The 13,063-nt window shown below is 68.5% G+C and carries 11 protein-coding genes; 5 read left to right on the forward strand and 6 right to left on the reverse strand.

What is annotated here, in order from left to right; translation table 11 throughout:
* Window positions 1-29: 29 nt before the first annotated feature.
* The 3 genes from ACFVMC_RS05480 to ACFVMC_RS05490 form a co-directional block, all read right to left on the reverse strand.
* On the reverse strand, window positions 30-527 hold the full coding sequence (locus ACFVMC_RS05480) for a hypothetical protein (protein WP_379207103.1): 498 nt from the start codon (window positions 525-527) through the stop codon (window positions 30-32).
* Window positions 528-649: 122 nt separating this feature from the next.
* Window positions 650-1,423 carry a MerR family transcriptional regulator gene (locus ACFVMC_RS05485; protein WP_379207105.1) on the reverse strand — a complete coding sequence of 258 codons (774 nt, stop codon included), beginning with the start codon at window positions 1,421-1,423 and terminating at the stop codon, window positions 650-652.
* A gap of 63 nt (window positions 1,424-1,486) precedes the next feature.
* Window positions 1,487-2,401, reverse strand: coding sequence for an EamA family transporter (locus ACFVMC_RS05490; RefSeq protein WP_379207107.1), 915 nt, complete (start codon window positions 2,399-2,401; stop codon window positions 1,487-1,489).
* A 106-nt stretch (window positions 2,402-2,507) separates the two neighbouring features.
* Here ACFVMC_RS05490 and ACFVMC_RS05495 point away from each other — a divergent pair, with 106 nt between their 5' ends.
* The gene (locus ACFVMC_RS05495; protein ID WP_379207109.1) at window positions 2,508-3,008 is read left to right on the forward strand and encodes a MarR family winged helix-turn-helix transcriptional regulator; all 501 of its coding nucleotides are present in this window, start codon (window positions 2,508-2,510) and stop codon (window positions 3,006-3,008) included.
* A gap of 21 nt (window positions 3,009-3,029) precedes the next feature.
* Here ACFVMC_RS05495 and ACFVMC_RS05500 read toward each other — a convergent pair whose 3' ends face one another.
* Complete coding sequence (locus ACFVMC_RS05500) at window positions 3,030-4,427, reverse strand: SpoIID/LytB domain-containing protein (RefSeq protein ID WP_379207111.1); 1,398 nt, start codon at window positions 4,425-4,427, stop codon at window positions 3,030-3,032.
* Window positions 4,428-4,626: 199 nt separating this feature from the next.
* Between ACFVMC_RS05500 and ACFVMC_RS05505 the strand changes: the two genes are divergently transcribed.
* Complete coding sequence (locus ACFVMC_RS05505; protein WP_379207113.1) at window positions 4,627-7,398, forward strand: N-acetylmuramoyl-L-alanine amidase; 2,772 nt, start codon at window positions 4,627-4,629, stop codon at window positions 7,396-7,398.
* A gap of 8 nt (window positions 7,399-7,406) precedes the next feature.
* Here the strand turns inward: ACFVMC_RS05505 and ACFVMC_RS05510 are convergent, their stop codons facing one another.
* Together ACFVMC_RS05510 and ACFVMC_RS05515 are read right to left on the reverse strand one after the other, a co-directional pair.
* Window positions 7,407-8,207: an HAD family hydrolase gene (locus tag ACFVMC_RS05510; RefSeq protein ID WP_379207846.1), complete on the reverse strand. Its 801-nt coding sequence runs from the start codon at window positions 8,205-8,207 to the stop codon at window positions 7,407-7,409.
* Between the two features lie 71 nt (window positions 8,208-8,278).
* The gene (locus ACFVMC_RS05515; RefSeq protein ID WP_379207115.1) at window positions 8,279-9,154 is read right to left on the reverse strand and encodes a hypothetical protein; all 876 of its coding nucleotides are present in this window, start codon (window positions 9,152-9,154) and stop codon (window positions 8,279-8,281) included.
* Window positions 9,155-9,313: 159 nt separating this feature from the next.
* On the opposite strand from ACFVMC_RS05515, the gene ACFVMC_RS05520 reads away from it, so the two are divergent.
* The 3 genes from ACFVMC_RS05520 to ACFVMC_RS05530 are packed head-to-tail and all read left to right on the forward strand — an operon-like array spanning window position 9,314 to window position 13,058.
* On the forward strand, window positions 9,314-10,291 hold the full coding sequence (locus tag ACFVMC_RS05520) for an ABC transporter permease (RefSeq protein ID WP_379207116.1): 978 nt from the start codon (window positions 9,314-9,316) through the stop codon (window positions 10,289-10,291).
* Window positions 10,288-11,193 (forward strand): ABC transporter permease, encoded by a 906-nt coding sequence (locus tag ACFVMC_RS05525; RefSeq protein ID WP_379207118.1) that lies wholly within the window; start codon window positions 10,288-10,290, stop codon window positions 11,191-11,193. The genes ACFVMC_RS05520 and ACFVMC_RS05525 overlap by 4 nt, the downstream gene beginning before the upstream one ends.
* Window positions 11,190-13,058, forward strand: coding sequence for a dipeptide ABC transporter ATP-binding protein (locus tag ACFVMC_RS05530; protein ID WP_379207120.1), 1,869 nt, complete (start codon window positions 11,190-11,192; stop codon window positions 13,056-13,058). The genes ACFVMC_RS05525 and ACFVMC_RS05530 overlap by 4 nt, the downstream gene beginning before the upstream one ends.
* Window positions 13,059-13,063 lie beyond the last annotated feature (5 nt).

Below are 13,063 nucleotides of genomic sequence, written 5' to 3' on the forward strand. Positions count from 1 at the left end.
TCCGACGGCGGCCAGGCGATTACGCGCGGTCAACGCCACGGGTACCGCCCCGCCGCGAGCCAGCGCCCGGTCGCGCCGCAGCCGGCGAACAGCAGCAACACCAGCCAGGGCGCGACGGCCAGCCCGGTGAACCCGATCAGGGCCTGGCTCGGCGCGAAGTCGAACGCGATCAGCCAGGCCGCCAGCGGCAGGGTGGCGAACAGCAGGCTCAGTAGTCCGCCGAGGATCACCAGCGCGCGGCCGAATCGGGTGCGCCCGGCCAACAGAATCGCACCGAGCAGCAGCGACAGTGTGGCCAACGCGGCGGTGCCGAGGATGGCGGCGAGTGTGGCGTCGGCCCACTGCGGGGTCCCCGAATCCTCGAACACCGCGACCATCGCAGTGTCGGCGCGCAGGTACTCGTACAACCGGAAGGCATTCCAGAGCCCGCCGAGCAGCGCGACAATGGCTGCGGTGTATGCGGTTCCGCCGCCAGGACGGCGGTAGCCGTAGTACGGATGCGGTGGATGGGCGGGCAGGTAGGTCATCTGGATCGTCCCCTCTTCGCGGTGTGCGCGAACCGTATCGAGACCCGTCCAGGCGAACGCATAAGGAATCCTTGGCACGCCGATGGCGCCCGCACCGGTTGTGCGGGCGCCATCGGTACAGCTCAGTCCTGGTGCTGCTCGGCGTATGCCTTCATGGCGTCGCGGACGAACTCCGCGGTGCCGGGCGCGTGCACGTCGTAGTTGACGCGGAAGCGCTCGTCGTCGACATACATCTGGCCGATGCAGGCGAAGGTCTCCAGCGGGACCTCCTTGTTGCCCCAGCCCTGGCCCATCCAGGTGCGGTGCCGGGCGGAGATGGCCAGGACCTCCGGGCTGTCGGACGCCAGGCCCGCCTTGAAGGCGGCGCCGTAGGCGGTGGAGATGTCCATAGCCTCCTGCTGGAACGCGCGCTTACCGGCGTCGTCCAGTCCGCTCCACCACTTGTCGCTGTCGGCGTAGGCCTGTTTGCCCCACCGTTCTTCCACTTCTTCCTTGTACTGGGTGTGGTCGAACCCGTCGAAAACCTCTGCGGCCACGAGCTTCTCACCTCTTTCCGTCTTGTGCAGCGTGGTCAGTACCGAGTCGATCTGGCGCCGGATCCGATCCTGTTCCTGCCGAAGCAGTTCCAGGTGCGTGCGCAGTGCGGCAGTCGTTTCCTGTTCTCCGGCAAGGACTTCGGCGATGGCCGGGAGGCCGAGGCCGAGTTCGCGCAGGAGTAGGATGCGTTGCAGCCGCACGAGGGAGCCCTGGTCGTAGTAGCGGTATCCGTTGGCGCCGGTCCGGCTGGGCGGCAACAGCCCGAGCTGGCCGTAATGGCGCAGCGTGCGGCTGGTGGTACCGGCCGCCGTGGCCAGATCGTGGATCGACCATTCGCCGGTGCGGATCGCCGTACTCATCTCCAGTTCTCCTTCCCGTTTCTCGTCGGTGAGATCAGTCTGCAAGTTGACGTAACGTCAAGGTCAAGCCTTTACCAGTATGCGCTCGGCCGCCGGTGTCACGGCCGGTGCCGGCACCCGCACCCGGCCGGTGGTCTGGCCCAGCAGGGTGCCGCCCAGCGCGATGGCCATGCCGAGGATCTGCAGCGGGGTGAGCGCCTGGCCGAGGGCGATCCAGCCGATCACCGCGGCCGATACCGGCGAGAGCAGCCCGAGGAAGGCGACCGAGGTCGCGGGCAACTGCGAGATGCCGCGCACCCAGAGCCAGTAGGCGACGGCGGTGCCGATGACGCCGAGGTAGAGGTAGCCGCCGACGGCGCGGCCGTCCAGCGCGGGCGGTGCGCCTTCGATGAGCAGGGCCAGCGGGGCGATGATCAGACCGCCCGCGGTGAGCTGCCAGCCGGTCATGGCGAGCGGGCCGACGCCGTCGGGGCGGCCCCAGCGCTTGGTGAGTATGGTGCCCAGCGCCATCGAGCCGGCGCCCGCGAGGCCCGCGATGACGCCGACGGCGTCGAGTTGCGCGGTGGCCTTCAGCACCACCAGCGATACGCCGCCGACGCCGATCAGCGCGGCCGCGAGTTTGCGGCCGGTGAGGTTTTCGCCGAGGACGAGTGCCGCGAAGCCGAGCGCGAACATCGGCGCGACCGCGCCGAGGACGCCGGCGACGCCGCCGGGCAGCCGGTAGGCGGCCAGGAACAGCAGCGGGAAGAAGGCGCCGATATTGAGCAGGCCGAGCACGGCGGCGCGGCCGACCCAGCGGCCGTGCGGGAGGGCGCGGGTCAGCGCGAGCAGGATCAGCCCGGCGGGCAGCGCGCGCATGAGGGCGGTGAACAGCGGCCGGTCGGGCGGCAGGAATTCGGTGGTGACGAAGTAGGTGGATCCCCAGACGATCGGGGTGAGTGCCGTGAGCGCGAGGGTGCGGGTCGCGGTGCTGGTCATCATTCGCTCCTCATTGATAATCTCAACGTTGAAATATTTACCCACACCGGTGTCTCACCGTCAAGTAGATGAACGTTGAGATATTTAGTATCGAGAGGAACCGCTGATGAGCGATGCGATCGACCTCATCGCCGAGCACTGGCACCGCGAACGACCCGACGTGGACGTGACGCCGATGGCGGTGATCGGCCGCATCTCGCGGCTGTCGCAGGTGCTCGACGGTGAACTCAAGAAATTCTTCAACGGCCACGGCCTGGAGTTCTGGGAATTCGACGTGCTCGCCACCCTGCGCCGGTCGGGTGGCGCACAAGGGCTGACGGCGGGCGCGCTCAACAGCGCGGCGATGCGCACCTCCGGGGCCATCACCAACCGCGTCGACCGGCTCACCGCCCGCGGCCTGGTTCAGCGCGCCGCCGACCCCAACGACCGGCGCTGCATCCGGGTACAGCTCACCGACGAGGGCCGCGCCCTGGTCGACAAGCTGCTCCCGCTGCACATGGACAACGAGCGGCGGCTGCTGACCGCACTCGGACTCGACGATCAGGCACGACTGGCCGATCTGCTGCGCATTCTGTCCGAGTCACTGGGTGACACCAGCCTGGAATGACCGCCCGGCAGGCGTTTCCGGCTATTCCGCGGTGCCGAACTCCACCGGAACCTCCGAAATATCCAGCGGGGCCGCCGGTTTCGGGAGGTCTACACGGCGCGGCGGCTGGACGATGATCGGGCGCGCGGGCGACCCGGCGGTGGTGCGCGGCGGCGCGGTCCGGTCGTCGTCGCGTGTGATCGCCTCGGGAGCCAGCTCCGCGAGCGTGGTGAAATCGACGACGCGCGCGCCGAGCTCCGGCGTGGCGACGATGACACCGTTGGTGAACACCCGGTAGCTGCCGATACTGCGCGGCAGGCGCGTTTCCGGACCCAGCGGCGCGCCCAGCGAGCTGTATTCACCACCGAGCCTGCGGTATTCGTCATCGATGATCGACAGCGGCCGCCCGGCGGAGGTGATCGGCTCCTGAATGTGCCCGATGCCGAGTTCGGCCGGGGTCGGGCCCACCGCGAAGGTCTCGATATCGGCCGGCCCGCCGCCGTCGGGTGCGGCGGAGTATTCGGCGCGCAGCACCCGGCCCTCGCGCAGCAGCACGGTGCCCGCGGTGGCGGCGACGGCGTCGGAGGCGCGTGGATCCTCGATGACCGAACCCGCGTAGACCTGGCAGTCGGTGCTGTCGCAGGTCTGGGCGTAGGGGTAGCGGGATTCGGCGATGGCGTAGGAGCGGGCGGCGATCGCCTGCGCGCGCAACGCCTCCGCCGCGCCCTGATCGGCCCAGTTGGCCTGCATCTCGGCGGGGACGACGCCGAGCAGATAGTCCTCCACGTCCACCCGGTTGACGGTGCGCGCCACACCGTCCTCGGTGGCCAGGCCCAGCGCGCCGCGATATCCGGTGCCGTTGCACAGCATCAGGTGTTCGGCGACGGGACGGCCCGGGTTCGGATCCAGCGGATAGACCCAGGGATCCTGGGTGTCGGTCTGCCACAGCTGTTCTCCGTCGCAGCCGACGGTGACGACGACGTTCGCGCCGCCGTCCGGCAGCGCGGTCAGGTGGGCGACCTGGCCGGGTTCCAGCACACGACCGGCAACGCGTGCGCCCGCCTCAGCGTAGGTGTCCAGAGTCGAGTCGTCCTGGGTCAGCAGCCGCACCGCGACCGTGGTCGGCGGGATGACACCGAGCGTCGCACCGGGGTAGTAGTGCTCGAGGATGCGCTCGGCGGCCCAGCCCTGCACCGCGTTGTCGAAAGCGCCGTGCTGGCTCAGCCCGCGACCGTGGCCGGGTCCGGCCAGATGTCGATAGACCGGCGTATCCACGCAGGTGAGCAGGATTCCGGCGAGCGCGGCGGCGGCGCCGGTCACTAGTAGTGGCCGCCAGGTTCCGGCGAGGGCGCTGGGTCGGATCCGGCGTCGGCGCGGGCCGGCGCACCGGCCGCCGATCGCACGGATCCAGGCTCTGACAGGGCGTTCACGGCGTCGCATATGTTCACTCCCACCGGTTTTCCGCCAAGACATCGGTTCGATAGCCGTCGGCATGTCGCGACATCCGGGCAGATGAAGGGCCGTTACATTCGAGCAATCCTCAACTAAAGGTTTAGGCATGTGACAGTTGTTGCTTAGTGTGATCGGTGAGGCGTCGAGAAGCAAGCACATGTCAGCGCTGGTTCCAACCTGAATGGAGATGCTCGTGCCGTACCGCAGACCGAAACGCTCCTACGTGCTCCCGGTGGTCACCACCCTCGCGGTCTCGGCCCCGCTCCTGCCCCTGACCTTGGCCGACGACACCGCCTACCGCACCGCCAACGACAGCGAATTCGCCGCCGTGCCCACTCAGCTGGCCGAGGTGGTGCTCAGCTCGATCCCCGACATCACGCTGCCGCTGCGCGAGCTCACCGGCCTCGAGCTACCCGACCTACACCTGTCGGACCTGCGCAGATTGCCGCTACCCGCGTCCATCCCGGTCCCCGAGGGGCTGCCGCTACCCGACGGGGTCGAGCTACCGAGACAGATCCCGCTCCCCAGATTCGGCGCCGACCCCGGCAAATACTCGATTCCCGCGACACCCGGCCCCACCCCAGCCCCGAACTCCGGTCCGACGCCCGGCCCCGCCGCCGTGGCTCCCGGTCAGCTTCCCCCCGCGAGCGGTCAGACTCCCGCCACCGCGCCAACCCCGAACGCCGCGCCGAACGCGGCCCCACAGCCCGGAACCGCGCGGCCCGTCGGCCCGGAACCGCAGGCCGCCCCGGCTCCCGCCGCACCCGGCTTCATCGCCGATCCGCTGCGCATCGAAACCTCGCCCAGCGCAACAGATTTCACCAGTCCCGTCGACTCCGTTCCGCAACAGATCGGTGACCCGATCGAAGCGATCCCGGCCCCACTCGCCCCCGAACCCACCGCCGCGCAGGAGATTCCAGGTCCCGGGCCGCTCGCCAGCGACGCCACCGAACCAACTGCCGCAGCAGCAATTCCGAGTCCCGGGCCGCTCACCGACGACTCCGCCGAATCAACTGCCGCAGCGGCGATTCCGGGTCCCGGGCCGCTGACCGACGACTCCACCGAACCTCCTGCCGCGGAGGCGATTCCGAATCCCGGCCCGCTGACCGGTGACGCGTCCGAATCCGCTGCGGCGGAGGCCATTCCCGGCTTCGGGCCCGGCACGAATCACCTCGTCGCCGATCCCGCCGCGCCGGAGCAGGCCCAGATCAGCCCCGACACACCGGCGCTCGCGCCGGGCGCGATTCCCGAGGACGTGCTCGAGCAGGTGGGCGCGCAGGTGAAAGAACTGTCCCGGGATACCCCGTTCTCCATGGTGGCGCTGACCGCCAAGGATCTGGCCGGCACCAAGGCGATGGTCCGGGCCAAACAGCCCGATGGCAGCTGGGGCCCCTGGTTCGAGACCGAACCCGTCGACACCTACCGCAACGATCGCGGCGCACCGAGCCGCACCCGGGGCACCGAACCGATCTACGTCGGCAGCACCAACGCGGTGCAGATCCTGGTCACGCGCAAAGACGCCCCGACGCCCACACCCGAGGTGGCGGCGCCGACCACTCCCGGCCCCGACGGCAGCCTCCGATTCCCCACCAGCGAAGAGGTTTTCGGCGCGGATGTGCTCTCCGAGCTGACCGCTGTCCTGATCGATCCGGGGCAGGGCGCCGCCGACGGCACCCTCACCGACATCGCGGCCGCACTGCCCGGCGGCGGGCCGACGGTGATCAGCCGCGCCGGGTGGGGCGCCGACGAATCGATCCGCTGCGAGGACCCGACCTACGACGATTTCCTCGGCGGGGTCACGGTGCACCACACCGCGGGCCGCAACGACTACGACAAATCCGAGTCCGCGGGCATCGTCCGCTCGATCTACGCCTATCACGCGAAAACGCTGGGCTGGTGCGATATCGGTTACAACGCCCTGGTCGACAAGTACGGCCAGATCTTCGAGGGCCGCGCCGGCGGGCTGGACCAGCCGGTGCAGGGCGCGCACGCGGGCGGGTTCAACGAGAACACCTCGGGCGTGGCGCTGATGGGCAACCACGTCTCCGAGCCGCCGACCGAGGCGGCGATCGACGCGGTCGGCCGGTTCGTGGGCTGGCGCGCCAAGATCGCGGGCCTGAACCCGAAAGGCTCGACGGTGATGGAGTCCGAGGGCACCGAGTTCACCCCGATCCCGCAGGGCGAAACCATCGATCTGCCGATCGTCTTCGCGCACCGCGATGTCGGCAACACCACCTGCCCCGGTGACGCGGCCTACGAACTGATGGACCGGATCCGGGAGATCGCGGCCGACGCGCCGGGTCCCGCGCCGCGCACCCAGCAGCAACGACAGCGCAAGGCGAGCACCGGGCCGAACACCATGCCCGCGCCGCCGGTGGAACCGGAGACCGACGAGGACGTCGAAAAGCTGGCGGCACTGACCGACCAGCTGCTGGATCTGCTCGGCCACAATGTGATCGCCGAGTACTGGGCGGCCAAGGGCGGCGCCCAAGGCCCGCTGGGCGCACCGCGCACCGAACCGCTGCCCGCCGCCGGCGGCGGCCAGTACGTGAAATTCGTCAACGGCTATGTCTACGGCACACCGAACGGCCAGGTATTCGAGGTCGCGGGCAGCATCCTGAACCGCTTCCTCGAACTCGGCGGCGACTCGGGCATGCTCGGACTTCCGGTCAGCAATGTCTATCCGGTGCTCAACGGGCTGCGCTCGGATTTCCAGAACGGCTCGCTGATCGTCGACGAGGTCACCGGGATCGTCACCACGGCGTGGCAGGAAATCCACGCCGACCCGCGCCAGGAACCCCAGCCGGTCGACGTGGCGGCACCGCCCGCACCGGGACCTGCCGCGGTGGCCGCACCCGAGCCGCCCGCGCCGGCCGAGGTCGCCGCGCCCGAAGCACCGCGGGAATGGGCCGAGCCCGAATTCGCCACGGCGCCGCAGTCTTCCGGCGACGGCGCCTGATCACGAGATCAGGACCACCAGCGTTCGAGCACCCGGGCGACGCCGTCATCGGCATTGGTGCCGGTGACCTCGTCGGCCGCGGCGATCGCCTCGGGGTGCGCGTTGGCCATGGCGACACCGTGACCCGCCATGCTCAGCATGGGCACATCGTTGGGCATATCGCCGAAGGCGATGATGGCGGGATGCTCGACGCCGAGCCGCTGCGCGACGATGGCCAGCCCGGACGCCTTCGTGACACCGGGCGCGGACAACTCGATCAGCCCGTGATCGGTGGAATAGGTGATGTCGGCGCGGTCGCCGATCAGCGGGGCCAGCACCCGGCGCATCTCACCGCTGGGCGTTCCGCGCAACCGGATCAGCATCTTGATCGCGGGCGCATCGATCACCTCGTGCCGGGCGACCATGGTGTCGTCCGGGTTCAGCCACGCGTGCTCGTACTGCGGCGAGCTCACGAACTGCGGTGTGACCGCGTCGTGGGCGCGGGCGCCGACCCGTTCGGCGGCCAGACCGCAGCCGGGTAGCGCGGCCTCGGCGATATCGGCGATCCAGGACAGCGTCTCCACATCGAGGGTGCGGCTGGCCAGGACGGAATCACTGGCGCTGTCATAGATCACCGCGCCGTTGCCGCAGACGCACAGCGGCGCGTAGCCGAGCCCGTCGACCACCGGGTCGATCCAGCGCGGCGGCCTGCCGGTGGCCAGCACGAACGGCACACCGTCGGTGATCAGGGCGTCGATCGCGGCCTTGGTGCGCGGGGTCACGCGCTCGTCGTGGTCGATCAGTGTGCCGTCCACATCGGAGGCCACCATCTTGGGTTTGGGCAGGTGCAGGCGAGTCACCTATTCCATCCTGCCGGAAAACCGTCTCGGCGCGGTCGCACTCACGCGCTCGGGCGTCGCCACGGGTCGTCCTCGGGCTTGGTCAGGCCGACCCGCTGGTCGCCGCCGACCACCTGCGTGGCCTCGTCGACCGGCTGGGCCGCGCCGGGGCCCAACTGGGTGGGGGCATTCGCGAAGGAGTCGGCGGGCGGGAAGCCGGGCTGCGGGGCGAACCCACCGGCGGGGACGCCGGGCTGCGGTGCGAACCCCGCAGGCGGAACGCCAGGCTGCGGCGCGAACCCGGCAGGCGGAATGCCGGGTTGCGGCGCGAACCCGGCGGCGGGGTTCTGGCCGTACGGGTTCGGCTGCCCGTATCCCATCGGCGGCTGACCGTAGGGGTTGCCGGCCGGTGCGGGCTGGTAGGCCAGCCAGCGGGCGGTGGGTGGCAGCAGCACCAGCACCAGGGTGATGATCGGGAAGATCATGCCGATCACGCCCGTGACACCGGCGACCGCCACGATCGCGCCGTCATCGTCCAGGTCGCCGAACATGGTCGCCATCATGGTCATGGACAGCAGCTGCATCACGATCACCAGGCCGCAACCCGACGCGATCAGGATCCGCCCGATCGGCTTGCGCATGAACAGGGTCACCGCGCCGACTCCGAGCAGCGCGCCCGCCAGCAGTCCGACCGACGAGGTAAGGATGGTGAAGGTCCGGAGCTGGTCGAGAGTGCTGGTCTCGATCTCGCCCAGCTCATCGGCGAGCACCGACAAGGTCGCGAGTGAGTAACCACCACCGACGACGTGCACAAGGGAACCGATCGAGGCCAGCACGCCCGCGGTAATCGCCGTGCCGCCACCAGGTTTCACCGGCGGCATCGCGTATCCGCCCGGATACGGCTCGTACTGCCCTGGATACTGCTGCGGGTAACCCATTTTCCCCTCCGAGACGCTGAAAGGCTCAGCGTAATCGGAAGTCGACGGCCCTGCTGAACCGCGGGTCGCGACATGCCTGGGGTTCGGTCGCCTGCGCGAAGGGCTGGTCTCTCCTTATGATCAGTGCCAAATTGCCCTGGCGAGAGACCACGAGGACTGATGACCGGCTTCCTGCTACGACGCGCGCTCAACTACGTCGTGCTCCTGTTGTTGGCGTCGTTTCTCACCTTCGCCCTGACCTCGCTGACCTTCCGCCCGCTCGACAGCCTCGAGCAGCGCAGCCCCCGCCCACCTCAATCGGTGATCGACGCCAAAGCCGAGGAACTGCATCTCAACGACCCCATCCCGGAACGCTACGTGAATTGGCTCGCCGGAATTCCCTCCGGCGATTTCGGGAAAACCCTGGCCGGTCAGCCCGTCAGCGAAGAACTCGGCCGCCGGATCGGGGTCAGTCTGCGCCTGCTGCTGCTCGGCTCGATCCTGGGGACCGTGCTCGGTGTGTTGATCGGCGCGGCCGGGGCGATCCGACAATACAAATTCAGCGACTACTTCACCACCGTGTTCTCACTGCTGCTGCTGAGCACACCGATCTTCCTGCTCGCGACCCTGTTGAAATACGGTGCGCTGGAAATCAACTCGATGACCGGCGAGCAGATCTTCCTCTACACCGGCGAGACCTCCGCCACGAAGATCACCGGCTTCGGGCCCCAGCTGCTCGACCGCGCCCAGCACCTCGTCTTGCCCACCCTCGCCCTCGCGATGGGCGCGATGGCCGGTTACTCCCGATACCAACGCAACGCCATGCTCGACGTGCTCGGCAGCGATTTCATCCGCACCGCCCGCGCCAAAGGCTTGACCCGCGGAAAAGCCCTGTACAAACACGGATTACGGACCGCGCTGATTCCCATGGCCACCCTGTTCGCCTACAGCATCGGCGGGTTGATCACCGGGGCCACCTTCACCGAGAAGATCTTCGGCTGGCACGGGGTCGGCGAGTGGCTGCTGGACTCGATCAACGCACAGGACATCTACGTCGTGGTCACCGTCACCGCATTCGCCGGACTGGTGGTCCTGGTCTCCGGGCTGCTTTCCGATATCGTCTACGCAATTCTGGACCCGAGGGTGCGTGTGTCGTGACTGAAACCGAACTCATCGTCCAGGGCGCACCCGCCGCGGCCGGGCGACGCAAACTCGTCTGGCGGCGGTTCCTGCGGAACAAGCCCGCCGTGACCGGTGCGGTGATCCTGATCACGTTGTTCATCACTTCGTATGCGCTGCCGCCGTTCCTGGCGTTCGACTATCAGCAGATGGACCCGGCCGCCTATCTGAAACCGCCGTCCGGAAAGCATCCCTTCGGCACCACCCTGATCGGGCAGGACGTGCTCGCGCAGACCCTGCGCGGGCTCCAGAAATCTTTGACCATCGGGATTTGCGTGGCGTTGATCTCGACGACCATCGCCGCCACCGCCGGTGCGGTCGCCGGACTGCTCGGCGGGTGGACCGACCGGGCGATCATGTGGCTGGTCGATCTGCTGCTGGTCGTGCCGAGTTTCATCATCATCGCGATCTTCGCGCCGCGCACCAAGGGCAGCGGATCGATCCTGCTGCTGATCGTGTTGCTGGCCGCATTCGGGTGGATGATCAGCGCCCGCATCGTGCGAGGGCTCACCCTGAGCCTGCGGGAACGCGAATTCGTCCGCGCCGCACGCTATATGGGCGCGCCCACGCGGACGGTGATCGTGTCGCATATCGTCCCGAACATCGCCTCGATTCTGATCATCGACACCACCCTGACCGTGGGCTCGGCGATCATGGCCGAAACCGGGCTGAGCTTCCTGGGATTCGGCGTCCAGCCCCCGGATGTGTCGCTGGGTTCGCTGATCGCGGCGGGCACGAAATCGGCGCTGACCTACCCGTGGCTGTTCATGTTCGCCGGCGGTTTCCTGGTAATGACGGTGTTGTGCGCCAACCTCGTCGGCGACGGCCTGCGCGACGCGTTCGACCCCAGCGCCAAACGAGCACGGAAGCAGGCCCGATGACCAGCCTGGAGAAGAAGCCGCCGCTACTCGAGGTCACCGATCTCCAGGTCTCGTTTCCCAGCGAGGAGGGCCGGATCGAGGCCGTGCGCGGGGTGGATTACACCGTCGCCGACGGTGAAGTCCTGGCCATCGTCGGTGAATCCGGATCCGGGAAGTCAGTGTCGTCGCTGGCGGTGATCGGTCTGCTGCCCGAACAGGCCCGGGTGCAGGGCTCGATCCGATTGCGCGGCCGCGAACTGCTCGGCCTGGGTGATCGCCAGTTGTCGAGGTTGCGCGGCAGTTCGATCAGCATGGTGTTCCAGGACCCGCTCTCCGCGTTGACCCCGGTCTACCGGGTCGGTGAACAGATCGCGGAAGCTCTGCTCGCGCACGGCAAGCTGAGCAAGAAGGAGGCGGCCGCCAAGGCGGTCGAGCTGCTCGAGCTGGTCGGGATCGACGATGCGACGGTGCGCGCCAAGGCATTTCCGCACGAGTTCTCCGGTGGTATGCGTCAGCGCGTGGTGATCGCGATGGCGATCGCCAATGATCCCGAGCTGATCATCTGTGACGAGCCGACCACCGCGCTGGATGTGACGGTGCAGGCCCAGATCCTGAACCTACTGCGCAAGGCGCGCGATATCACCGGCGCCGGGGTCGTGATGATCACCCATGACATGGGCATCGCGGCCACACTCGCTGATCGGGTCGCGGTCATGTACGCGGGCAAGATCGTCGAAACCGCCACCGCGGAAAGCCTTTTCCGCGCGCCCCGGATGCCCTACACCGTCGGCCTGCTCGGCTCGATCCCCCGCATCGATGGACCGCCCCGGGTTCCACTGATCCCGATCGTGGGCACACCACCGGCCATGCACGCCCTGCCACCCGGGTGCTCGTTCGCACCGCGCTGCCCGGTCGCGATCGACGAATGCCGTACCGCCGAACCACCACTCACCGCGGTGGCGTCGGATGCCGGAACCTCGGGTGCGCACACCGCGGCTTGCATCCGCACCGGGGAACTCGATACCGCCGACCTGTTCACCGCCTACCGCAGTGAGATCGCCGAACCGGATCCGGCCGACGCCTCCGATCCGCAGGTGGTGCTGGCGGTCACCGACCTGGTCAAAACCTTCCCGCTGACCTCCGGGGTCGTGTTCCGCCGCCGAACCGGCGAGGTCCGGGCCGTCGACGGCATCACCTTCCAGCTCCGTACCGCACGCACCCTGGCCCTGGTCGGCGAATCCGGCTCCGGGAAGTCCACCACCCTCACCCAGATCCTCGAGCTCGCCCAACCGCAACAGGGCACCATCGAAATCCTGGGCCACGATGTCGCCGCCCTCACCAAACAGCACCGGCGCGATATCCGCCGGCACATGCAGATCGTCTTCCAGGACCCCACCGCCTCGCTGGACCCACGCCTGCCGATCCACGACGCGCTGGCCGAACCGCTGCGCATCGACGGGCGCTCACACGCCGAAATCGCCCGCCGCGTACCAGAACTCCTCGAACTCGTCGGGCTGCGCCCGGAACACGCCGACCGATACCCCGCGGACTTCTCCGGCGGACAGAAACAGCGCATCAGCATCGCCCGCGCCCTCGCGTTGGACCCGCAGATCCTCGTCCTCGACGAGCCGGTCTCGTCGCTGGACGTGTCCATCCAGGCCGGGGTGTTGAACCTGCTGCGCGATCTGCAGGCCGAACGCGGACTGTCGTATCTGTTCGTTTCCCACGACCTTTCCGTGGTCCGCAATCTCGCCCACGATATCGCCGTCATGTACAAGGGCAAGATTGTCGAATCCGGTCCCGCCGAACAGATCTTCGCGGCGCCCGCCCACCCCTACACCCGCAAACTCATCGACGCGGTACCCACACCGGTCACCGCCGAATAAGTCAG

Origin of the sequence: Nocardia sp. NPDC127579, from assembly GCF_042672005.1 — a bacterium.
Lineage (GTDB): Bacteria > Actinomycetota > Actinomycetes > Mycobacteriales > Mycobacteriaceae > Nocardia.